The organism is Streptomyces aureus (assembly GCF_000725495.1).
Taxonomy (GTDB): Bacteria; Actinomycetota; Actinomycetes; order Streptomycetales; family Streptomycetaceae; genus Streptomyces; species Streptomyces aureus_B.
The window spans coordinates 38,521-61,548 of sequence record NZ_KL647040.1 but is presented as its reverse complement, the minus strand read 5'-3'; the positions used below and the strand labels follow the sequence as shown (position 1 = coordinate 61,548).

The following is a 23,028-nucleotide window of genomic DNA, read 5'->3' as shown; positions in this document are numbered from 1 at the left end:
CTACGGGCGCCCCCTCCGCCAGTGCTTCTCCCGCACTGCGGGTACCCTCGCCGCCAGTGGTTCTGCCGGGTGCCTCGGGAGCCGTCCTCGGGTGCCATGTCGGGGTCCCCCGACTCACGACGGGTGCCGAGAACTCCCGGCCGCAGCATGGATGTACCGTCACCGAGGCAGCGTCACGAGGCCCGTCTCATAGGCGGTGATGACCAGTTGGACCCGGTCCCTGGCGTCCAGTTTGGTGAGCAGGCGGGACACGTGCGACTTGGTGGTCCCGACCGTGATGAAGAGTTCCTCGGCGATCTCGGCGTTCGAGCGGCCACGTCCGACCAGGGTCAGTACCTCCCGCTCCCGCTCCGTGATCCCCTCGACCGGGCGGGCGTAGTCCGCGGGGGCCTCCGTCGGACGCCGCTCGACGAAGTCCGCGATCAGACGGCGTGTCACACCCGGCGCGATCAGCGCGTCCCCGGCGGCGACGACGCGGATCGCCGCGAGGATGTCGTCCAGCGCCATGTCCTTGACCAGAAAGCCGCTCGCTCCGGCCCGCAGGGCGCCGTAGACGTGGTCGTCCTCGTCGAAGGTGGTCAGGACGAGCACGCGGGTGGTTCCCGGGCCGGTCGTGATCAGGCGGGTCGCCTCGATCCCGTCCATGCCGGGCATGCGGATGTCCATGACCACGACATCGGGGGCGGCCTCCGCGACCAGTCGGACGGCCTCGGCGCCGGTGGCGGCTTCGCCGACGACCTCCAGGTCGGGGCAGTCGGCCATGAGCACACGGAGACCGGACCGCACCAACGGCTGGTCGTCGGCGAGCACCACACGGACGGTCATCGGGTCTCCTCGGAATCGTGCATGGTCATCGGGCCTCCACCGCAGGACCGAAGGTCATTGGGCCTCCATCGGGACGCCGACGGGCTCGGGCAGCGGCAGCCGGGCCGCCACGCGGAAGCCGCCCTCCGGGCGCGGCCCGGCGCTGAGCCGGCCGCCCAACAGGCCCGCTCGCTCCCGCATCCCGATGATGCCGAATCCGGTGGACGAACCGTCGCCGGTGCAGCCGCACCCGTTGTCGACGACTTCCACGGACAGTTCCTCGTCCCCGTGGTCCACGACCACCCGGCACCGGTCGGTGTCCGCGTGCCGGACCACGTTGGTCAGCGCCTCCTGCACGATGCGGTAGGCGGAGAGTTCGATGTCGGCCGGCACGGGGCGCTGCCGCCCGATGCGGTGTACGTCCACGCGGACCCCGGCGCCCGCCGTCGCCTCCGCCAGCCGCTCGACGTCGGCCAGCCCGGGCGACGGTGCGAGCGACGGCTGCTCGGGAACGGTCGCGGAGCTGTCCGCTTGGCGGAGTGACACGACCGTACGCCGCAGCCCCGCCAGCGTCTCCCTGCTGGTGGCCTCGATGGCCCGCAGTGCTTCGCGCGCCTCCGCGGGCTGGGACTGGATGACCCGGCTGCCCACACCGGCCTGGATGGCGATGATGCCGATGCTGTGCGCCACCATGTCGTGCAACTCGCGGGCGATCCGCAGCCGTTCGGCGGTGACGGCCTCGGCCACCTCCTGCGCGTACAGCGCCACCGCGTGCTCGCTGCGCTCGCGGGCCAGCAGTCCCGCCATGCAGGAGGCGGTCAACGCGAGGACGGAGCACACTTCGTTGACGGCCAGACCGTCGCCGTGGGCGAAGACGCCGACCACCAGGATCTGTACGCTGAGGGACCCGGCCACGGCGATGATCGCGGCACGTCGGGCGCAGGTGGCGACGATGAAGGCCAGTACGAGATCCACCGCCACGTACGACAGGAACTGGCCCTGATAGGACGCCGACAGGGTCTCCTGCCCCGCATTCGGCGGGCCCGCCACCGCGGCCGTGGATCCGAGCAGTGCCATGCCTAGGGCCACGAGCGGCATCCGTCGCACCACGCCGATGAGCAGGCTCACGGCCAGCAGGGCGCCGATACCGTGGACCATGCCGGAGGCCCGGGGCGCGGCCGCCACCAGCAGACTCAGCACGAGGACGTACGCGGCTCCCCCGGCCCAGGCCAGGGACTTGGTTCTCGTCATCGGCTGCCGTCCCTCCAGGGGGCAGCCCTGTGCGGCGCGACGCGGGCGGGTGACGCGGGGATGGTGGTGGGGTTCACGCCGCGAGACTAACCGGGCCGTCGGGGGCCCGGCATCGGCCCGGGGACATACGCCCGCGGGTCAATGTGCCTGCACCGCGCGCTGTCCGTGGCCCCATGCCCGTCCGGGCTGCTCGGCGGAAACCTGTGCGTATACCGCGGTAGCGCGGTCGCGGCGGAACGGCGTGGGATTCTCCCTTGCATGACCCGGATCCTGACTCGCACGGACCTTCAGGAACTGCTGCACCCCGCGGACTGCATTCAGGTGCTGCGCGAGGGGTTCGCCGTCTCCACGCCAACTGGTTCGCCGGGCCGACGGATGCGCACCGACCTTCCGTTTCCCGGCACCGCCACGGCCCTGCTGCCCGGCCTGCTTCCCGGGACACCCGCCTACACGGTCAAGGTCAACGCGAAGTTCCCCGGCGCGACTCCGGCCCTGCGGGGTGTGATCTGCCTCCACAGCGGCACCGACGGCGAACTGCTGGCCCTGATCGACTCCGCCACCGTCACCGCGTGGCGTACCGGGCTCGCCGCGGCCCTGGCCACCGACCTGATCGCGCGACCGGCCGCGGACGCCCGCGCGGTCGGCGTGATCGGGGCCGGAGCCCAGGCCGAACTCACCGTCCGCGGCCTGCGCACCCTGCGTTCATGGGACCGGCTCGTCGTCCACGACTCCGATCCGCAGCGGGCGGCGGCCTTCGCACGGCGCCACGACGGCACCGTGGCATCGACGCCGGTGGAGGTGGCCGCGACGGCGGACGTCGTGCTGCTGGCCACGTGGTCGCGTGAACCTCTCTTGCGTCTGCGGGACTTGCTGCCGGGACAACATCTGACGGCATTGGGAGCGGACGAGCCCGGGAAACAGGAAGTCGCCCCCGACGTCCTGCTCGCCGCCCGGTTGATCGTCGACGACGCCACACTCGTGACGGCGCACGGCGCCCTGGCGAACGCCGGACTGCCCTCCTCCACGGCCGCCGCCTCCCTCGGAGAGGTGATCCGCGGCGAGGCCCCCGCCCGCTCCGACAGCCGGGAACTCACCGCCTACACGCCGGTCGGCCTGCCTTGGCAGGACCTGGCCCTGAGCTGGCTGGCCCTCCAACGGGCCCGGGCCACCGGGACCGGAACGACCCTCGACCTCCTGTCGTGACCGACGGAGTCCGCCGCCCGCGAAGGCCGTAGCATCGCCCCGGCCAGAACCCAGGGAGCCGAAGCAGGCGCCGATCGTGGTCACTTGGGACAGCGGACGACCAACAACGCCTCGACGTCTCCGGCGGGCGCGCGGTAGACGTGCGGGGTGTCGGCGGCCCAGCTCCCGTGCGCCCCAGGGCCGATCAGGGCGGGGTCGTTGACGTCACCGACGTGGGCGGTGCCGGCGAGGACGACGATGTGCTCCGTCGTGCCCGGGGCATGGGCCGCGGACTCCTGTGTCGCTCCCGAGCGGATCCTGATCCGGTAGGTCTCCGTGACGGACGTGTCGGCCTCGAACCTCTCGAGCAGCACGGCGTCGACGGCGTCACCGGAGATCGTGGCGGGATGCGCCGGATCGTACAGAACGCTGCTGAGTGGTACGTCGAGCGCCGTCGTGAGGGCGTAGAGCGTTTCCAGAGTGGGGTTGCGGCGGCCGCTCTCCAGCTCGGAAAGCGTCGCCTTGCCGACCCCGGACCTGCGTGCCAGTGCGGACAGGGACACCCCGCGCGCCTCGCGCAGCTCCTTCAGGCGCGAGCCGACACTGGCCGCCAGATCCATGGTGTCCCTGTCCCTCGTACGTGTTCCCGGTTGATTCCCGGGGCTTCGGAGACCTATCGTTCCACATACGGAACGTTCCGTATACGGAACGCCTGTCCCCGTACGAGGAGGAGTCGCATGGAGTCCCGGGAAGACACGTCCCTGCCCGCCCGCAGTGTCGAGGTGGCCCGCGCCCTCGCCGAGGCCGGCATCCGGGGCCGGGTGCGCGAGCTGACGGATTCGACACGCACGGCCGCCGAGGCCGCGGCGGCGCTCGGCTGCGAGGTGGGTGCGATCGCCAACAGCCTCGTGTTCGTCTCCGACGGCGAACCGGTCCTGGTTTTGACGAGCGGACGCCACAAGGTGGACACCGCCGCGCTGGCGGCCCGCTGGGGGCGCGGTCCGCTTCGGCGCGCCACCCCGGAGGAGGTGCGCGGGGCCACCGGACAGGTGATCGGCGGCGTGGCTCCGGTCGGCCATCCCCGGGCGCTGCCCACCGTGGTCGACACGGCCCTGTACGACTACCCGCAGGTGTGGGCCGCGGCCGGAACCCCGCGCACGGTGTTCCCCACCTCCGCCGACGAACTCCTCCGGCTCACCGGAGGCGTCCTGCTCCCCGTCGGTCCGTGACCGGAGCTTCCGCGGCCCCGCGGCTCACTTGCTCACCGAGTACGAGCGGGCGCCCGTTCCGGCCAGCGCGCCGCCGTCGACGATGAGGTACTCGTCGCGGATCGGCCGGCCCGCGAACCAGGACTCGAGGATCTCGCGGGTCCCGGCCGCGTAGCGGGCCTGGGCGGAGAGCGAGGATCCCGAGATGTGGGGGGTCATGCCGTGGTGGGGCATGGTCCTCCAGGGGTGGTCGGCGGGGGCGGGCTGCGGGTACCACACGTCACCCGCATAGCCCGCCAACCGGCCGCTGCGCAGGGCACGGTCGACGGCGTCCCGGTCGACGATCCTCGCCCGGGCGGTGTTGATGAGGTAGGCGCCGCGCTTCATCGTGGCCAGCAGGTCGTCCCCGAACAGGCCCTCGGTCTCGGGGTGGAGCGGTGCGTTGACGGTGACGACGTCGCAGTGCGGCACCATGTCGGCGGTGCTCTCGTGGAAGACCAGCCCCAGTTCCTGTTCCACCGCGCGCGGCAGCCGGTGGCGGTCGGTGTAGTGGAGTTTCACGTCGAAGGGCGCGAGGCGACGCAGGACCGCGAGTCCGATGCGCCCGGCGGCGACCGTGCCGACGTGCATGCCCTCCAGGTCGTACGAACGCGCCACGCAGTCGGCGATGTTCCAGCCCCCGTCGAGGACGACCTGGTGGGAGGGAAGGTAGTTCCGTACGAGGGACAGCGTCATCATCACCACGTGTTCGGCGACGCTGATGCTGTTGCTGTACGTCACCTCGGCCACCGTCACCCCGCGGGCGACGGCCGCGTCCAGGTCGACGTGGTCGGAGCCGATGCCCGCGGTGACGGCGAGCTTGAGGTTCCGGGCGGCGGCGATGCGCTCGGCGGTGAGGTACGCCGGCCAGAACGGCTGGGAGATGACGACGTCCGCGTCGGCGAGCTCACGGTCGAAGACCGAATCATCGCCGTCCTTGTCGGAGGTGACGACGAGGGTGTGCCCGGCCTTCTCCAGGAAGCCGCGCAGCCCGAGTTCCCCGGAGACACTGCCCAGCAGCCGGCCGGGGGTGAAGTCGATCGCCCCGGGCGTCGGCGTGGTCTGGCCACCGGGGTAGCTGTCGATGGTGGGGACGTCGTCGCGGGCATAGGTGGTGGGGTATCCGTCGGTCGGGTCGTCGTACAGGACACAGAGAACCTTGGCCATGTCGCGGCTCCTCAACTGGGGTGCGGGACGGTGGATTTCACGATCCCCGCCGCCGAACCACCCGGTCAAAGCGATCCTCGCTATACCCGTATAGGCGGCGGCTATGGGCCGGGGTCGTCGTCGAGGTAGGTGCGCAGGAGCCCGTCCAGGGCGTCCCGGACTCCCGCCTGCCGGGCCACGGCCAGCAGGGCTCCGGCGAGCACGGAGGGTGGTTCGTCGGGACCTACGACCAGACCCACGCGCGGGCCGTGCGCGGGACCCTCCAGCGGCACCACCCGCATGCCGTCGGGCACTCCGAACATGTGCAGCCAGGCGTGTGAGATGACACTGGACCAGCGCCCGCCGGGCAGGTGCGCGTACAGGCCGACGACGGTGTCCGACTCGATCGCGGGTGCCGCCTCGGCTCCGTCTGCGGCGAAGCACTCGTCGACGATACGGCGGTTGCGCATCCGGGGTCCGAGCAGGCACAGCGGGAGCGATGCGGCCTGCGCCCAGCGGACGGTGGACAGCCCCGCGATCGGGCCGTCGGCGGGGGTGAGCAGGACGTACCGCTCCTCGTAGAGCGGCAGCCGTCCGAGGCCCGACAGCGTCTCGTCGTCGAGATAGGTCATGGCCGCGTCCAGTTCGAAGTCCGTCAGTCCCCGGGTGATCTCGACGGAGGACAGGGACTCGATGCTCACCCTGGCCCGCGGGTGACTCTCGCAGAACGGGTTCGTCAGCAGGGACGCGACGGGCAGGGCGGTCGGGACGACCCCCAGACGCAGGGTTCCGGTCAGCCCGTCCCGCAGGGCGGACAACTCCTGCCGCAGACCGTCGCGTTCGGCAAGGATGCGGTGCGCCCAGGCGAGCACCACCTCCCCCTCCGGGGTGAGGCCCTCATACCTGCGGCCCCGTCGCACGATCGGCACGCCCAGTTCGTGTTCGAGACGACGGATCGCGGCGGACAGCGACGGCTGGGACACGTAGCAGGCCGCTGCCGCACGGACGAAGTGGCGCTCACGGGCCAGCGCGACCAGGTATTCCAACTGGCGGAGCAGCATGGGCGATTCCCCCTCGGCGGCTGTGGCGGTGCCGGGTCCAGCTTCCGCCAGGCGGCCGCTCGTGGGGAGTGGCGGCGGAGACGGCAGGACGTTGGTGGGTGCGATCAGTCGGCCTGCTGCACGGTGATCGTGTCGCCCACCTCGACCCGTCCCGCCTCCAGCACGTCCAGGTAGACACCGAGGCAGGACAGCCGCCCCAGATCGAGGACGGGGACGCGGTGGTGGCGGGCCACGGCGCGCATGATGCCGGGGTCCGCCGCGAGTTCGCCGTGGCCGAGGGTGGGGATCACGCAGCGCGGAGTGGGCACGACGACGCGGAACAGGGCCTCCCCCACGCGCAGCCGCGCCCCGGTCCAGGCGTCTTCGGGGAAGCCCGGCCCGCTGTCGGCGCCGGTGCCGGTGCCGGTGCCGGTGTCCACGACAAGGTTCGGCCGGAAGCGGCGAGGGTCGAAGTCTCCCGCGGGGTACGCCTCCCGCATCCGGGCCGACGAGGAGGTGGTGACGAGATGGACCCGGCCGAAGTCGAAGAAGGTGCCTCCAGCGACTCGCCCCGTGGTGATGCTCTCTCCGGTCTCGTCGACGGACGCCGAATCCCGCAGAACCTCCGGCACTCCACCCTCGTACGCCGGCACCGCCCGCTCCAGCCTGCCGTGCTCGGGCACGACGGATGAGAGATGCACGGGACGGCCGAGCAACTTGCCCAGCAAGAAGCCCAGTTCAGGATCGTCGACCCGCAGGGTGGTTCCGTCCGGCAGGGCCACGCGGACCGTTCCCGACTCGTCCAGACGGCTGCGGCAGCGCAGCAACTCGCCCCACTTGCGCGGGTGTTTGGCGCTGCCCACGGCGCCCGTCTCGTCGAGCACCGCGAAGACACGGTCACCGGAGAGCCCGGCTTCCGTGACCGCCACGGAGGTCAGGACCTCGCCGAGCATCGACTTCACCGGATAGCGGTACAGCGCGGTCACGGTGCCCATGGAAAGAGTATCGGTGCCGGGCCGGCGGATTCTCCCGGGCTTTTCGACATCGGAGGGATGGGGAGTTCGTCGACGGGTACGCGCCCGTGGCCGGCCGCGGTGCGGGATGCGGGCAGCAGGCAGTGGGGTGAGGTGTCCCGGTGGGCGAGCGGTCGGGCACCGCGCCGACGGCTCGCCGCGGCGCGGCCAATGCCGTGGGACGCGCGGTGGGCACTTACGCTGCACGGGAAAGTAGGACGGCAGGACGATATGAAGGGCGTGGGTGCGGGCCGTGGCCGACGAACACTCCTCTCAGACCGCGGTCTCCGGCCGGATCCCTCCCGGACAGCAGCACGTGCACGGCTGGCCGGTCTCCCACTACGGTCCGGTCCCCCGTTTCCGCCCCGAACGCTGGAACCTGCGCGTCTTCGGTGCGACCGCCTCCCGCGAGACGCACGAATGGAAGTTCGACGACCTCGCGGCACTGCCCCATGTCACGGTCGTCGCCGACCTGCACTGCGCGAGCGGGCCCACCTCCACCGACCACGAGTGGTACGGCATCCCCGCCGCCACCGTCCTGGACCTGGCCCCACCCGCGCCGGGCGTCACCCATGTCATGGCCTGGGCCGAGTACGGCTACTCCGCCAACCTGCGCCTGAGCGACTTCACCTCCTCCAAGACGCTCATGGCCACCCACCACAACGGCGAACCCCTCACCGCCGAACACGGCTTCCCGCTGCGCCTGGTCGTGCCTCACCTCTTCGGCTACAAGAGCCCGAAATGGCTGCGCGGCATCGAGTACATGACGGGCGACCGTCGCGGATTCTGGGAGGAGCGCGGCTATCACAACCTCGCCGACCCCTGGAAGCAACAGCGCTACTCCTACCAGGAGGACGAGGACGGCACGGGTCAGGGGTCGCGCTCTTGAGGTGAAGGCCCGGTGGCTATTGGGCGCTCGCCGGCAACAGCGTCCGGTCCCGGCGTCGGCGTCGCCAACGGCAACGGCAACGGCAACGGCAACGGCGCGATTTGGCACCGGAGTCCTGTCCCGTTGGAGGGCTCGGCGAGTGGGCGTCGGTGCCCCACCACCCCATGTCAGACCACGAGTTGGTAGATGCTGTGCGCCGTCAGCCACAGGCCGACCACCAGCGAGATTCTGACGATCAGTTGCTCCTGGTGTCGGTTCAACCAGTCGCGCAAGCCGTTCAGCCGGGCGTTCGCGGCCTCCGGCGCCCGGAGCATGTACGTCTCCATGACGATGAGGCTGAGCGTGGCCAGCAGACAGTAGCCGGTCAGGGCGGCCCAGTCGGCCGCGGTGGACAGGTTCGCGTCGACGGCCGCGGCGGCGCCGGCACCGACCAGTGCCCACGGTTGCAGTACCCATGCCAGGCCGGCCGCGGTGGCGGGTGAAGCGTCGTCGATCCTGGCCTGCCAGCGGGGCGGTCCGTGCGGGCGCGGTGGTCTGCGGTGTCGGTAGACGGCGTAGCAGACCAGCGCCACGCCGAAGGCGAGCTTGACGGCGATCGACGCGGTCGACGGCTTCGTGTGCAGGTCCGGGGGCTGACCGCCGGTCAGCAGCATCACGCAGGCGATGACCACGATGAGGTTGGCCAGCCACGACAGGAGGAACGCCAGGCCCTGGCGCACACCGCGCCGCGAGGAGAGCAGGAGGACGTAGGCGCTGTTGTGCAGAGGCCCCAGGGTGATGGCCGTACCGATCACCAGGAGGTCGAGGACCATCGGATCAGTCGCTCCTGGAGGTCGGGACGGTCTTCCGCCGAAACGGCTACCGGCAGGCCTGTCGGCAGGATCGGGCGGCGCCGACACGGTGCCGTAAGCCGACTTTGCAGGGGCCGCTACGGCAGGTCAAGCAAGCGGCGCCCGTGTCCCCTGTCCGGTTGCCGTCGCGGTTCGTGATTCGACCGGCGGCGCGAAAGAATCCGGCGCCGAGCGCCTCCGCAGCGGGCCCCTCCTGCCTTCACCGCTCCTCCCGTACGACGTCGACGCCCTCACCCTTGCGGGGCATGGGCGCCGAGCCAGGCCACGACCTGGTCGGCGTGCTCGTCCGGCGGGAAGATCGGGTAGAAGACGTGCTCGATCACGTCGTTCTGGATGATCAGCGTGAGCCGCTTGTACAGCGTCAGCCCTCCCGCGGTGAATGTGGGCAGGTCCAGTGCCTGCGCCAGGCTGCGCCCGGGGTCGGACAGCATCTGGAACGGCAGCCGGAGCCGCGCGGTGACCTCGCGCTGGTAGTCGGTCTCCTGGCTGGAGAGGCCGTACACCCGGGCAGCGCCGGCCGCGAGCAGGTCCTGGTGGTGGTCGCGGAAGCCGCACGTCTCGGCGGTGCAGCCGCGGGCGCCGGGGATGGAGTCCCAGCCGTCGGGCAGATCGGTGCCGGGGCGGCCGGTCAGCGGGTAGACGTACAGCACGGTTCGCCCCGCGCCCAGTTCTCCGAGGCCGACCGTCACGCCGTCGGTGGCCCGGAGTCGCAGATCCGGCATGCGTGCGCCGCGCAGGTGGTCGGCTGCACCGTCGTCCTCGGGAACGGGCAGGTCGGCGGGCAGGGTCGTGTAGTCGGTCATGGGTTCCTCATCTCCGGTGTGCGGCGGGAAGCGGCTGTTGCGGTGCGCGGCCTCGTTCAGGTGCGCCACCAGCAGAGTTCGGCGTGCGGTGAGGCCCTCGATCCGCCGGGTGAGTTCGTCGATGGCGTCCCGGTATCCGGCCAGCGCGGCCGGGCAGTCGTCCGCGTGCTGGTGCCCCAGGGCCAGGCATTCCAGGAAGGGCCGGGTCCCCTCGGCGGGGATGCCCAGCCGGCCCAGCGCCCTGATCTCCCGGGTAAGTCGTACGTCGTGCTCGTCGTAGTCCCGGTAGCCGTTGGCCAGCCGCGTCGGAGCGAGCAGCCCCAGCGCTTCGTAGTAGCGCACGGCCTTGGTCGTCACTCCCGCTCGCCCGGCCAGTTCACCGATCCGCATGTCCCTCACCTCGGGGAAACGCTAAACGTTGCCCTTGGGGGCAACGTCAAGAGCCGCGCGGAAGCGGGACCGGTGGAGCTCTCGCGACGGCCACCGCGTACCTGAAAGGGCGGCACGCGGACTACAGCAGTTGGGGGCGGCACGGGACGAGGGCGGCACACTCCACGCGTCCGACACGAGCGCCAGTACGATCGACGGCGTGAGCGACTCCGCTCCCCGCACGGCCCGACAGGCGGCCACCGGACGGAAGGTGACGGGTTCTTGAAGGCCCTGCGACTGCTGACGATGAACGCCCTCTTCACCGGTGACGTCCCGGCGCGGCTGCATGCCCTCGGCGGGGCACTCGCGGCGTCCGACTACGACGTCGTCTGTCTTCAGGAGGTCATGTTCCGCCGCAACGTCCGGCTGATCCGCCGTGCCGCTCCCGCCTACCGGTACGTCGCCTGCTCGGGCACGGCCCTGATCAAGGGCGGCCTGGTCCTGCTGTCCCGGTGGCCGATCAGCCGGTCGCGGTTCGTGCGGTATCCGATGACCGGTCCGGTGCGCGGCGAGTTCTTCATGCGCAAGGGCGCCCAGGTGGCCTCCATAGCGACGCCGGACGGTGAACTGGTCGTCCTGAACACCCACTTGTCGGCCAACCGCGACGACGACTGGTCGCCCGCCAACCGGTACACGCGGATCGCGGAAGCCGAACTGGCCCGGCTCACCGAGGCGATCGCGGCCGTCGACCCCTCCGTACCCGTCGCGGTGGTCGGTGACCTGAACCTCCCGCGCGATTCGGCGGCACTCGCCGGCTTCATCGCGGCGGCGGGGCTGCGTGACGTCCTCTCCGGCGACACCCGTCCGACGTACCGCCCCACGCCTCGATGGCCGTCACCCCCGGCCCTGGACCACGTACTGGTGCGACCCGCAGCCGGGCAAACACTGACCGCTGAAGCCGACTTGGTGTTCCAGGACAAGGTGACTCTCGCCGACGGCCGCCAGGCGTACTTGTCCGACCACTACGGCGTACGAGCGCGGCTGATCCGGTCGGCCTGAACTCGGGAGCGGCTCGCACATGACTCAGTCAGCGCAACCGACGTGTTTCTGCTGCGAATTGAAGAACAGGGTGGACAGTCGGGGAGCCACAGGCGAGGGTGAGTTGCATGTCGTCGCTTCGGAGTCTGTCTCGTCCCGTCGGTCGTCGGGACTCGCTCGGTGAGGTCGAACGCGGTCGCCTGCTCGACGAGTTCAACGCCGCCGTGCGGTGCCCGAGTGCGCACGGTGGGGTCGCGTGGCTGCCGCTTCTGCTCGACACCCTCGCCGTGGACGCGGACCGGTCCGACGGGGCGCGGTGGATCGTGGACGACAACGCGCGGTTGGACATGGCGGCAGCGGTGCGTTCCCTCTTTCCGCAGCCAGAGATTCATGTCGTGGCTGCCGAGTACGGTGCCGCCGCTCACCGGCGCGGCTGGCTCAGGGTCGATCGAGTCCTGGTCGCGGACGAGCACACGCACCTCGTCGAGACGACCAAGGACTGGGCCAGGACCGACCGCTCCCTCGATGACGTTCTGACGAGGTACGGCGCGCCGTCCGTGGTCTTCGGCGACCAGGATCCGCACTCGGCCAAGACCCTCGGCTACGCCCCCGCCGATCCGGCCGAACCGCTCGCCGTCTTCCACTTCGGGGAGGCGGAGGACACCTCGTCCGCACCCCTGCTCGCCTTCCGCAGCGGTCACGACACGTTCGGGACGAGCATCGCCTTCACCCCGCTCGGCAAGGGCGCCTTCTACGCGCGCGAGAAGCACCGGGACTGACCCCGCCGTTCCGACGCGCGCAGCATCGTCCGGACGACAGACGAACGGGGCCCCACCGGCGGTTACGGGCGCGTCAGCCGACTCGCTCGCCGGTCCAGCCGTTGGCCAGCAGGTCGAAGATCCGGTCGAGGGCGGCGTCCGGGTCGCCGGTCCCGCGGACCAGGACGGGCGCCTCCAGGGCGAAGTGGGCCAGCGCCCGGCAGCCCGGGTCGTCGTCGGGGAGTCCGGCGTCCTCGGCGATTGCCGCTGCCAGGGCGTGCTCGTGCCGCAGCCACATCCTGCGGGCGTACTCGCGCAGCGCGGGGGTGGTGTCGATCAGGCGCAGGAAGTCGTCGAACCGAGGGTCCGCGTGGACCCTTCGGGAGTGTTCGCCCTGGAACATCCGGTGCAGGGCCTCCGGGACGGATTGGCCCGCGGGCCGTTCGCGGACCGCCGCGACCAGGGCGGCCTCGCGGTCCACGTCCTGGTCGAAGACCAGCGCCTCCTTGCCGTCGGGGAAGTGCTTGAAGAGCGTCGTCACCGAGACGTCGGCCGCGTCGGCGATCTCGCGCACCCCGACCTCGTCGTAGCCCCGGTCAGCGAACAGCCGTAGTGCCGCGTCCGCCAGGGCCTGGCGGGTGGCTGCCTTCTTGCGCTCTCGGCGCCCCATCTCGGTCACCCGGCCACCTTACCGCGTTCATGGATCGACTCAGAAAGTTGAGCTGTTACGCTTTTTAAGCGGTTACACCTAGCGCGGCGTCGTCGCGACCCCTTCGCGACCCGCGCCGTCCGAGAGGAGACGATCCTGATGACGAACGACACACCCCGGATCTGTGTGGTCGGTGCCGGCCCGGCGGGCCTGACCTGCGCCCGCGTCCTGCAAGGGCACGGCATCGAGGTCACCGTGTACGACGCCGACGACTCGGTCGGCTCCCGCGACCCCGGCGGCACGCTCGACCTGCACGCCGACTCCGGGCAGATCGCCCTGGAGGACGCCGGACTGATCGACGCCTTCATGGCGCGGGCCCGGCCGGAGGGGCAGGCCAAGACCCGCCGGGACCACCACGGCACGGTCCTGGCGGAGTTCACCCCGACCCCCGGTGACGAGGCCGCGCCGGAGATCGACCGCGGCCGGCTGCGCCGCCTGCTCTTCGAGAGCCTGCAGCCCGGCACCGTCCGCTGGGGCCACCGGCTCGTCCGCACGACCCGGCTCGGTCACGCCGGGGCCCGCCTGGAGTTCGCGGACGGGACCACCGTGGAGGCCGACCTGGTGATCGGCGCCGACGGCGCCTGGTCGAAGGTCCGCCCCCTGATCGGGGACGCCACCCCGCGGCACCTAGGGGTCTGCTTCCTCGACGCGCGCTTCGACGACGTCGACACGCGGCACCCCGAGGTCGCCGAACTCGTAGGCGCCGGCCATCTGTTCTCCAACGACAACGACGGCCGCGCGGTGATCCTGCAACGCAACAGCGACGGCGTGGTGCGCGGCTACATCGCCTTCCGCGCCGCTCCGGACTGGCACACCGGTGCCGAGGTGGACCTCACCGACCGGGAGAGCATCCGCTCCCACCTGGCACGGGAGTTCGGTCACTGGTCGACGGCCATGCGTACGCTGATCGTCCGCAACGACGGCGACTACGTGCCCCGCTCCTTCTGGGCCCTGCCCGCCCCGCTCACCTGGGAACACGTCCCCGGGGTCACGCTGATCGGCGACGCGGCCCATCTGATGGCGCCCTTCGGCGGTCACGGCGCCAACCTCGCGATGCTGGACGGCGCGGAACTCGCACATGCCGTGGGACGAGCGGTGGGCTCCGACCCGGTCGCCACTCTCGACGAGGCGGTGGCCGGCTACGAGACGGACATGTTCGCCCGTTCCGGAGAGCTGGCCGTGGGCTCCAACGACGCCCTCGTGGAGTTCTTCGCCACCACCGACACGCCGGACCTGCCGCCGGACCACGAGCAGGAACACCGTGACTATCTGGCCCGGGCCCAGGCCTACCGAGAGGAACGGGCCCGGCGGACGGGGGAACGCACCGAGGCGCACTGAGCACTCATTCCCGAAGTGGAATCGGCTCACGGGTCCTGGCCGCGGGGGGCGCGATGAGTACGCCGGGCTCCTACGGCAGGCCGGGCCCACGGGCGGCACCGGGCTCACGTACGGGACCGCGGCACCGCGCGTGAGCACGGCGTCCTCGGCACACCGCCGCCTCGACCACCGCTGTACCCGCGGCGCCCAACACCGCAGGTCAGGGCGGTCCGACTGAAATGTGGTCCTTCGTCTGGTGGAGCGCGGCGCGCGTCGGCTTGTGTGCGCGGGCCGCGCTCGATTGTCTGCGGCACGTCAGCCAGCACGTCCGCTGTCGGCCAGGGTGTCCACTGGCGGGGCGGCTACTTCGGGAGTGATCGTGCGCGCACGAAGCCTGTCCCTCGCGGCCTCCGCCGCTGCACTCGTCCTGCTCCAGCCGGGCCTCGCCGCCGCGGCGGACGACCCCAGCACCACCGTGACCTACACCGTCACCTCCGGCGCCTTGACGATGTCTGCGCCGGTCAGCGCCGCCCTCGGCTCCGGAGCGCCGGGCACCACGATCAGCGCGCCGATCGGTCCCGTGACCGTCACCGACGACCGCGCCCTCCTCTCGGCCTCCTGGAGCGTGACCGCGGCGGAGACGGACTTCACGAGCGGCGGTCCGACGACGATTCCCGCCACCGACGCCACCTACACGGTCGGAACGGTGACGACGACCGGCACCATCACCGCCACCGGGACGGACGTGACACTGAGCAACTCCGCCCAGGTCGTGGTCACCGGGTCCGCCGGTGTCGGGGACAACACCGCGACCTGGAACCCGACGATCGCCGTCAGCGTGCCCGCCACCGCCGTCGGCGGGGCCTACACAGGAACGCTGACCCAGTCCGTTGCCTGACGCAATGAAGGGCGCGCGCCGCTACGTGGCCCTGCTGCTGGCCCTGGCCTTCACGCAGGCGGCCGGGGCGATGCCGGCGTCGGCGGGGGCGCGGCGGGCGCCCGCAGCGCCCTCCCCCGTCCCGGCCGCGCACCGGACGGTCGGCATCCGGCTGCTCGACGCTCCGGTGAGCCGCAGGGACGACCCCAGGGCCCAGGCGTACATCGTCGACCACCTCGCGCCCGGCTCGACCATCGAGCGCCGGGTCGAGGTGGTCAACGAGTCGCCCACGTCGATCCACGTCGATCTCTACGCCGCGGCGGCAGCCATCGCCAAGGGCCGGTTCGCGTTCGCGCCGGGGCGCACACCCGACGAGCTGACCGGTTGGACGTCTCTCGACAGGACGGGCCTCGAGCTGAAGCCGTCCGGAAGAGCACGGGTGCGCACCACCATCCGTGTGCCCAAGGAGGCCTCGGAAGGCGAGCGGTACGGGGTCGTCTGGGCGCAGATGGGGACCCCCGCGGACCGCTCGCACACGGTGACGATGCTGGGCCGGGTGGGCGTCCGCATGTACATCGACGTCGGTCCCGGCGGTGAGCCGCCCTCGGACTTCAAGATCGACCGCATCCGTTCGACCCGGGCCCCCGACGGGCGGCCGGAGGTCCACGCCCGGATCCACAACACGGGGCGCCGCGCCCTGGACATCAGCGGGGCACTCTCTCTGCGCGACGGGCCGGGCGGACTACGCGCCGGACCGTTCGCGGCGAAGACGGGCACGACACTCGCTCCGGGTGACACCGGGGAGGCGGTCGTCCCGCTGGACGCCCGCGTCCCGGACGGCCCGTGGAAGGTGGCGCTCTCCCTGCGAAGCGGCATGGTCGAGCGCAGCACGCAGGCCAAGGTCACTTTCCCGGAGAATCCCGAGACCGCCGGAACGGTCGTCGCGTCGGCCACCGGGCCGGGCCGACTCCTGGGGCGATCCCCCACCCTCGTGGCCGGGGCGCTCTCCGTCCTGGTCCTCGTCGCCCTGGGCCTGCCGGTCTCGCGGTTCCTGCGGCGCCGCCGGTGATCGCGGAAACCTGAAGCGATCTTGATGTCGAGTTGAGTGTCCATGACGGCTTGTTGTCGACGATGGGGAAGCGGGGATGACGGTGTTCAGGCATGACAGAGGGCGGGCCGAAGCGGGCCGCGACACGGAAGACCGGGGCGGTACGGACCGACCGCGCCGCAGGACCGGGACGGTCGTGACGTCCAGCCTCGGGATCCTGGCGATCGCCCTGGCCACGGCATGGACCGCCACGGCTCAGCACGCCGACATCACCCGGGCGGAACACCGAAGGTCCCCAGCGGCCGACACCTTCACGACCACCGGCCTGGCCGGACCCAAGGACGCGGACGCCGCCGGCGCGCCCGACCGGGCCAAGAAGGCCGACACCACCGTCAACACCGGCCTCACCTTCACGGTCCTACCGCCCGCCCACCCCTCCCTGACCATCGCCAAGCGGCACCACGGCACCTTCGTCCAGGGCAGGGAGGGCGTCTACACCGTCACCGTGGCCAACAGCACCACGGCCGGCCCGACCGACGGCACGAGGGTCTCCGTCCACGACCTGCTCCCCCCGGATCTCAGGGCCGCAAGCATCAACGGCAGGGGATGGCACTGCATCCGCCTGGCCCTCACCTGCACCCGCAGCGGGGTCCTGCCCGCCGGGCAGAGCTACCCGGCCATCACCTTGAAGGTCGTCGTCGCCTGCAACGCCCGCGCACGGGTCACCAACGTCGCCGTCGTCACCGGAGGCGGCGACCCGTCCCGCCACACGGCGACCGACCCCACCAGGATCGACCCGCACTCCCACCACGGCCGCCCGGACCCCTGCGCACCCCACCGCCACTGACACCGGGCACCACCACGGACACCAGCCCGGCCGAGAACCACCGTCCCGCACCGATGACACGGACGCTGGTGCTCGGCCGGGCCACCCTTCTGGACTCCCGCAGGGCCAGTTGGCCGGTACGCGTCCTCCCAGCACTCCTCGCCGGCCCGAAGCCCCGCGAAAACAAGGGCTTTGCCGGCCCCGGTCGACTGCGGCGCCCCCGTCGCGGTGCGCCGCCGCGGTGTGACCCAGCCCTCCCCCATTTGCGCAACCGTCCGCCCCGTCCTCGCGTCGCTCAGTAAGATCACCACACGCGGACGGGAGTTCGCGAGCGAGGGGGAACGGGGATGAGCAACGGCAATTCCGTTGTGCACAAAAGCAGTTGGCCTTGGAGAGTCGCCGCGTCGGTCGCCGTCGCGGCCGTGACGCTCGGTGGCTGCAGTTCGGCGGACGACGGCAAGGCGGCCGGGGCGCGTTCCAAGGCGCCCTCGAAGTCCGCGGCCGCGTCCGGCTCTCCCTCTGCCGCGGCGTCCGCGTCCCCTTCGGGTGGTGCCGCGTCGCCGGGGAGCCCGTTCAAGGCGGACCCCGCCAAGGTGCCCGGGACGAGGAGCCGGGCTGCGGCCCTGGCGGCGGCCGTGGCGCTCAAGCCGCAGGAATGGGGCGCGGACTTCCAGGCGCAGCAGCAGGCCGCGAGTACCCCGGCCACCGTAGCCGTGCTGGACGAGCAGTGCCGGTGGGAGCGGCGGCCGCTGCCCCACAGCGTCCTGGGCTCGCTCTCGCGCTACAGCGAGATTCCCGCCGCGGGCGGCAAGGGCGAGCTCAAGGTCAGTGCCGCGGTCACCGTGCACAGAAGCGTGCGTGACGCCGACCAGCAGCTGGCCACCACCCTGGAGGAGCCGTTGCGCTGCCGGCAGCAGCAGGTCCGTACCGACGAGTGGATCTCGGGACTCATCTCGAACGCCACGCCCTACGGCCAGGGTCAGAACACCTATGCCGACGACCAGGTCGTGGAGATGGGCAAGTACCTCACCGGCAAGCGTGAGCAGCCCTACTACTGGTATGTCACGCGGCTCGGCACGGTGACGCTTGCGGTGTCGGTCAAGGGCGCCGAGGGCTACTCGGACAAGGAGTTGGTCACGTTGGCGTCGAACGCCGACGCCTCGATGCTGTCCCGCCTGGAGTCCGAGCTCGGAGGAAACAACTGATGGAGCCGCTGCGTTCATCTGATCCCGCGCGCATCGCGGACCATCGCCTGCTCGGGCGGCTCGGCGCCGGAGGCATGGGCGTCGTGTACCTGGCGCGCTCCTCGGGCGGCGCGCTGGTGGCGCTGAAGGTGCTGCTGGCCGAATACGCCGAGGAGCCGGGCTTCAAGGACCGGTTCCGGCGCGAGGTCGAGGTCGCCCGCCGGGTCGACAGCCCCTCGGTGGTGCCGCTGGTGGATGCCGATCCGGACGCCGAATCCCCGTGGCTGGCAACGGCGTTCGTGCCCGGACCGTCGCTGGCCGAGGCCGTCACCGCGTACGGGCCGCTGTCCGAGCGCGGACTGCGGCTGCTCGGCGTCCGGCTGGCCGAGGCGCTCGGCGAGGTGCACCGGGCCGGGCTTGTCCATCGGGACCTGAAGCCGGGCAATGTGCTGATCGCCCATGACGGGCCCCGGCTCATCGACTTCGGCATCGCCCGCGCACCGGAGGACCGGACGCTCACGGCGACCGGGGTGGTCGTCGGCACGCCGGGCTATCTGTCTCCCGAGCAGGCCGAGGGGCGCGTCGGGGACGGCATCGGCCCGGCGAGCGACGTGTTCTCGCTCGGCTGTGTCCTGGCGTTCGCGGCGACCGGCCGGGCGCCGTTCGGCAGCGGGGCGGTCGACGCCCTGCTGTACCGGGCCGTCCACGACCCCGCGGACCTCGACGGCGTACCGGCGTGGCTCCAGGACGTACTGGGGCGCTGCCTGGACAAGGATCCGGCCCGGCGCCCGGATGCCGCCGAGCTGGTCCGGGAGCTGTCCGCCGACGGCACCGCCCGCGAGGCAGGGGCGTCCGACGCCACTCCGCGAAGCGACGCCGCCGATTCCACCGTCGCGCATGGGGACAAAGAGGCCGCGTCACAGGAGAATGAGGCCGCGCCTCAGGACGAAGGTGCCGCCGACGCCGTACCACAGGGCCAGGGGTCGCCCGAGGCCACCGCGCCGGACGACGGGACCGAGGGCTGGCTGCCCGAGGCCGTCACCCGGCTGATCGCCGAGCGCTCGGCCGCCGCGCTCGCCCTGCCGGACATCGAACACACCCTGGCCCCCTCGGACACGCCGGTGGCTTCCGTCCCGGCGAGTTCGGACGCGCGTGGGCCGGCCGAGGACGACACGTACGAGACGTCCGGAACGGCGACGACGCAGGACACCGGACCGGTCGGCCGGCGCCGTTTCCTGCTGCTCGCCGGCGGGACGCTCGCGCTGGCGGCGGCCGGGGGCGGGGCCTGGTGGGCGGCCTCCCGCGACGACAGCTCGGACGACGACAATCGTGCCGCCGCCGCGTCCTCGCGCCGCCCGGTGCACACCATCGCGCTGCACGGAGACCTCAGCGGAGCGCAGCGGGTGACGGGCCGGGCCCAGGAGCGCGGACTGCGGCTGGCTGTCGCGGAGTTCAACGCGCGCAGCGACGCCCCGTTCACCGTGAAGATCAAGGCCGTCGACGACGCGGGCGATCCGGTGGTCGCGGCCAAGGTCGCCGCGCGGCTCGGCGACGATCCGTCGGTCCTCGCCGTGATCGGCCCGACCACCGACGAGACCGCGCAGGCGGCGCTGGGGAAGTACGACGTCGCGCTGCTGCCGGTCGTCGGCGTGTCCCCCGGCTCGAGCCTTTCCTATCTGGGGTTCCGCTCGTTCCTGCAGGCGCGGCTGCCCGACGCGGTGCTGCCCATCTACTCCAGCGCCTACCTGCGCGGTACCGCGCGTTCGCGCAAGATCGGCATCGTCGTCGACCGCCCGGCCGGCAGTTACGGCACGAACCTGGCCAGTGCCCTCAGCAACACGCTCAACAGCATCTCGTACCCGTCCGTGCCGAAGGTGGTCAGCTCGATGCGCCGCGACTTCGGCAGCACGGTGGACTCGGTGCTCTCCGCCGGCGCCGATTCGGTGTTCTTCGCCGGTCTGCCCGACCGTGGCGCGCTGATCGCCGGGACGTTGCGCGAGCGTGCCTTCAAGGGGGCTCGGATGTCCGGCCCGGCCCTGCTGGACGACCGGTTCCTGACCCAGGCCGGGGAGGGTGCGGAGGGCTGGGTGATGGTGGCTCCGGTCATCGATGCCACCCGCAAACCCGAGGCGCGGAAGTTCGCCGCCGCCTACCGCCGGCATTTCAAGGAGGCGCCGCCCCGGTACGCGGCCGAGGCCTACGACGTGGCGTCGATGCTGCTCAAGGCCCTGGCCGGGCTGCCGTCCAAGAACCGTACGCGGCAGGGTCTGCTGAAGGCCGTGCAGGGAGGGACGTACGAGGGCATCACCAAGAAGTTCGCCTTCAAGAACGGCATGATGGTCATCGACGGCACCGGCGGCTACATCTGGCGGGTGGAGCAGGGTGCCTTCGTGTACGACGGCCCCGCGCCGCTGACCGCCTGATGGAGCCGCTGCGGACCGGGGACCCGTCCCGGATCGGCCGCTACCGTCTGCTGCGCCGGCTGGGTGCCGGCGGCATGGGCGTGGTCTTCCTCGCCCGGGCCCCGGGCGGAGCGATCGCCGCGGTGAAGACGGTCCGGTCCTCGTACGCCGAGGAGCACGGGTTCCGGGCCCGCTTCCGCCGTGAGGTCGAGACCGCCCGGCAGGTGAGCAGCCACTGGGTGGTCCCGCTGCTGGACGCGGACGCCGACGCGGAGACTCCGTGGCTGGCGACCTCGTACGTGCCGGGACCCTCGCTCTCCGAGGCAGTGCACACCTTCGGGCCGCTGTCGCTCGCGTCCGTACGGGTGCTGGGCCTGCGGCTCGCCGAGGCGTTGGAAGCGGTGCACGGGGCCGGTCTCGTGCACCGCGACGTCAAGCCGGCGAACATCCTGCTGGCCCCGGACGGGCCGCGGCTCATCGACTTCGGCATCGCCCGCGCGCCGGAGGGCACCGCGCTCACGTCCAGCGGCGTGGTCGTCGGCTCCCCCGGCTTCCTGTCGCCCGAGCAGGCGCAGGCGCGGGGCGGCGAGATCGGCCCGCCCAGCGACGTCTTCTCGCTGGGGTGCGTGCTGGCGTTCGCCGCGACCGGGGTGCGGCCGTTCGGCGAGGGCTCGCCGGCGGGGGTGCTGCTGCGCACGATCTACGAGGAGCCCGATCCGGGGTCGCTCCCGGAGGGTCTGGCGCCCCTGCTGCGAGCCTGTCTGCACAAGGAGCCGGGCGGCCGACCGAGCCTCGCCCGGCTCCGCGAGGCGCTCGCCGAGGACTCGGTCGGCGACTCCGCCGGGGCGTCCGGCTGGCTGCCCGCGCCGGTCACCCGGCTGATCAACGACCGGTCCGCCGCCGTGCTCACCATCGGCGCGATCGAGCCGACCCAGGTGTCCGCGTCCGCGGCGTCGGACACCGTGGACACGGCGGGAAAGGCGGGCAACGCCTCGCCGGAGGCCGTGACGATGACGGCCGTCACCGCCACCCGCCCCATGGACGGCGCCATCGGCCGGCGGGGTTTCCTGCGCCTGGGCTCCACGGCGGGACTCCTCGCGGCGGGCGGTGGCGGGGCGTGGTGGTGGAACTCCCGGACGAAGCCGGGGACTTCCACGCCGTCGGCGAAAGGCCCTCAACGCCCACAGTTGGTCGTGGCGTTCCACGGCGATCTGACCGGCGCACACAAGGAGAGCGGGAAGGCCCAGCTCAACGGCGCACAACTGGCCGTCGAACAGCTCAACCGGCGGAAGGGGCAGCCCTTTTCGCTGAAGCTGCGGGCCTACGACGACGGCGGCGACACCCGGCGGGCCGGTGAGCTGGCCACCCGGCTGACCCAGGACGCCGAGGTCCTCGCCGTCCTGGGCCCCACCACCGACGCCTGTTTCCGGGCCACCGAGAAGACGTACGCCGTTGCGTCGATGCCCATCGTGTCCGTCTCGGTGAGCATGGTGTCCCAGGGTTTGTCGACCGACTCGAAGTTCATCCCGAACCATGCCGCGCTGCACGTCACCGACGGGCTTCTGGCCGCCCCCTGTGTCCGCTATCTCAGCGACCACGTCGACGCCCGTCGTGTGTTCCTGGTGGACGACCGAGCCCAGGGCGACTTCGCCTGGAGCCTGTGCGACCAGAGCCAGCGAGCACTGCGGCAGGGCGGCCGGCAGGTCACGGTGAAGCAGGTGGCCGCCGGGAAAATCGGTTACCCGTCGCTCGCCGCCGAGGTCAAGGCGGCCCGCGCGGACGCGGTCGTGTTCACCGGGGACGCGGCCCGGGCCGCCGGGTTCGCCTCGGCGCTGGCCGCCGCCGGCTTCACCGGCACCCGGATGGCGACCGAACGCGCCCTCGAACCACGGTTCCTCGCGTCGGCCGGTGCCGCAACCAACGGCTGGGTCTTCGCCACCGGTTTCACCGACCCGACGGCCCGCGCCTCGGGCCGGGCGTTCACGGCCGCCTACCGGTCCCGTTTCCACACCGACCCCGGCTGGTACGCGGCGGAGGCCTACGACGCCGCGATGTTCCTGGCCAAGGTCTGCGACCAGGACGGCACCGCCGCGAGGGAACGGATAGCGATCGCACGCCGAATGTCCGACATCACGTATGCGGGCATCACGCGCACCATCAAGTACGACACGGGGTTCGGCTACAGCCGCGAGGCGATGTACGAGTTCGAGGTCGTCAAGGGCGCGTTCCACTATCTGGGGCAGTACCGGGACGCGGCGGTGTCGTGACGGTCAT

21 protein-coding genes are annotated in these 23,028 nt (G+C 71.9%); 12 read left to right on the top strand and 9 right to left on the bottom strand.

Annotation, left to right across the window (positions count from 1 at the left end; genetic code table 11):
- Positions 1-159: 159 nt before the first annotated feature.
- Together IO36_RS38895 and IO36_RS38890 are read right to left on the bottom strand one after the other, a co-directional pair.
- Complete coding sequence (locus tag IO36_RS38895; protein ID WP_037627660.1) at positions 160-825, bottom strand: response regulator; 666 nt, start codon at positions 823-825, stop codon at positions 160-162.
- Positions 826-879: 54 nt separating this feature from the next.
- Positions 880-2,055, bottom strand: coding sequence for a sensor histidine kinase (locus IO36_RS38890; RefSeq protein WP_051901285.1), 1,176 nt, complete (start codon positions 2,053-2,055; stop codon positions 880-882).
- A gap of 258 nt (positions 2,056-2,313) precedes the next feature.
- Here IO36_RS38890 and IO36_RS38885 point away from each other — a divergent pair, with 258 nt between their 5' ends.
- Positions 2,314-3,258 carry an ornithine cyclodeaminase family protein gene (locus IO36_RS38885; RefSeq protein ID WP_037627657.1) on the top strand — a complete coding sequence of 315 codons (945 nt, stop codon included), beginning with the start codon at positions 2,314-2,316 and terminating at the stop codon, positions 3,256-3,258.
- 80 nt (positions 3,259-3,338) lie between these two features.
- On the opposite strand, the gene IO36_RS38880 is transcribed toward IO36_RS38885, so the two are convergent.
- Positions 3,339-3,857, bottom strand: a complete 519-nt coding sequence (locus IO36_RS38880) for an XRE family transcriptional regulator (RefSeq protein WP_037627656.1) — start codon at positions 3,855-3,857, stop codon at positions 3,339-3,341.
- A 117-nt stretch (positions 3,858-3,974) separates the two neighbouring features.
- On the opposite strand from IO36_RS38880, the gene IO36_RS38875 reads away from it, so the two are divergent.
- Entirely contained in the window at positions 3,975-4,466 is a 492-nt protein-coding gene (locus tag IO36_RS38875; protein ID WP_037627655.1) for a YbaK/EbsC family protein, read from the top strand.
- A 24-nt stretch (positions 4,467-4,490) separates the two neighbouring features.
- Here the strand turns inward: IO36_RS38875 and IO36_RS38870 are convergent, their stop codons facing one another.
- The 3 genes from IO36_RS38870 to IO36_RS38860 all read right to left on the bottom strand — a co-directional run bounded on the left by IO36_RS38870 (position 4,491) and on the right by IO36_RS38860 (position 7,665).
- Entirely contained in the window at positions 4,491-5,651 is a 1,161-nt protein-coding gene (locus tag IO36_RS38870) for an NAD-dependent formate dehydrogenase (RefSeq protein ID WP_037627654.1), read from the bottom strand.
- A 101-nt stretch (positions 5,652-5,752) separates the two neighbouring features.
- A complete protein-coding gene (locus IO36_RS38865) occupies positions 5,753-6,691 on the bottom strand; it encodes a LysR family transcriptional regulator (RefSeq protein WP_037627653.1) in 939 nt (312 codons plus the stop codon).
- Between the two features lie 104 nt (positions 6,692-6,795).
- Positions 6,796-7,665, bottom strand: a complete 870-nt coding sequence (locus tag IO36_RS38860) for an MOSC domain-containing protein (RefSeq protein WP_037627652.1) — start codon at positions 7,663-7,665, stop codon at positions 6,796-6,798.
- Between the two features lie 271 nt (positions 7,666-7,936).
- On the opposite strand from IO36_RS38860, the gene IO36_RS38855 reads away from it, so the two are divergent.
- Positions 7,937-8,572, top strand: a complete 636-nt coding sequence (locus tag IO36_RS38855) for a molybdopterin-dependent oxidoreductase (protein WP_037627966.1) — start codon at positions 7,937-7,939, stop codon at positions 8,570-8,572.
- 167 nt (positions 8,573-8,739) lie between these two features.
- Here IO36_RS38855 and IO36_RS38850 read toward each other — a convergent pair whose 3' ends face one another.
- Both IO36_RS38850 and IO36_RS38845 read right to left on the bottom strand, forming a co-directional pair.
- Positions 8,740-9,384 carry a GAP family protein gene (locus IO36_RS38850; RefSeq protein WP_037627651.1) on the bottom strand — a complete coding sequence of 215 codons (645 nt, stop codon included), beginning with the start codon at positions 9,382-9,384 and terminating at the stop codon, positions 8,740-8,742.
- Positions 9,385-9,653: 269 nt separating this feature from the next.
- A complete protein-coding gene (locus IO36_RS38845; RefSeq protein ID WP_037627649.1) occupies positions 9,654-10,616 on the bottom strand; it encodes a redoxin family protein in 963 nt (320 codons plus the stop codon).
- Between the two features lie 261 nt (positions 10,617-10,877).
- On the opposite strand from IO36_RS38845, the gene IO36_RS38840 reads away from it, so the two are divergent.
- Both IO36_RS38840 and IO36_RS43575 read left to right on the top strand, forming a co-directional pair.
- Positions 10,878-11,654, top strand: coding sequence for an endonuclease/exonuclease/phosphatase family protein (locus IO36_RS38840; RefSeq protein ID WP_037627646.1), 777 nt, complete (start codon positions 10,878-10,880; stop codon positions 11,652-11,654).
- Positions 11,655-11,761: 107 nt separating this feature from the next.
- Positions 11,762-12,412, top strand: coding sequence for a hypothetical protein (locus tag IO36_RS43575; RefSeq protein WP_051901284.1), 651 nt, complete (start codon positions 11,762-11,764; stop codon positions 12,410-12,412).
- Positions 12,413-12,485: 73 nt separating this feature from the next.
- On the opposite strand, the gene IO36_RS38830 is transcribed toward IO36_RS43575, so the two are convergent.
- On the bottom strand, positions 12,486-13,061 hold the full coding sequence (locus IO36_RS38830; protein WP_209441340.1) for a TetR/AcrR family transcriptional regulator: 576 nt from the start codon (positions 13,059-13,061) through the stop codon (positions 12,486-12,488).
- Between the two features lie 138 nt (positions 13,062-13,199).
- On the opposite strand from IO36_RS38830, the gene IO36_RS38825 reads away from it, so the two are divergent.
- From IO36_RS38825 to IO36_RS38790, 7 genes are all read left to right on the top strand, one after another.
- Entirely contained in the window at positions 13,200-14,438 is a 1,239-nt protein-coding gene (locus IO36_RS38825; protein ID WP_037627643.1) for an FAD-dependent oxidoreductase, read from the top strand.
- Between the two features lie 358 nt (positions 14,439-14,796).
- Entirely contained in the window at positions 14,797-15,315 is a 519-nt protein-coding gene (locus tag IO36_RS38820) for a hypothetical protein (protein WP_037627641.1), read from the top strand.
- Between the two features lie 4 nt (positions 15,316-15,319).
- Complete coding sequence (locus IO36_RS38815; RefSeq protein WP_063764949.1) at positions 15,320-16,363, top strand: COG1361 family protein; 1,044 nt, start codon at positions 15,320-15,322, stop codon at positions 16,361-16,363.
- A gap of 175 nt (positions 16,364-16,538) precedes the next feature.
- A complete protein-coding gene (locus tag IO36_RS38810; protein WP_037627637.1) occupies positions 16,539-17,189 on the top strand; it encodes a DUF11 domain-containing protein in 651 nt (216 codons plus the stop codon).
- Between the two features lie 326 nt (positions 17,190-17,515).
- Positions 17,516-18,373, top strand: a complete 858-nt coding sequence (locus IO36_RS38800; RefSeq protein WP_051901283.1) for a hypothetical protein — start codon at positions 17,516-17,518, stop codon at positions 18,371-18,373.
- On the top strand, positions 18,373-20,775 hold the full coding sequence (locus IO36_RS38795) for a bifunctional serine/threonine-protein kinase/ABC transporter substrate-binding protein (protein ID WP_051901282.1): 2,403 nt from the start codon (positions 18,373-18,375) through the stop codon (positions 20,773-20,775). Before IO36_RS38800 ends, IO36_RS38795 begins: the two co-directional genes overlap by 1 nt.
- Entirely contained in the window at positions 20,775-23,021 is a 2,247-nt protein-coding gene (locus tag IO36_RS38790; RefSeq protein ID WP_037627631.1) for a bifunctional serine/threonine-protein kinase/ABC transporter substrate-binding protein, read from the top strand. The genes IO36_RS38795 and IO36_RS38790 overlap by 1 nt, the downstream gene beginning before the upstream one ends.
- The last annotated feature ends 7 nt before the right edge of the window (positions 23,022-23,028 follow it).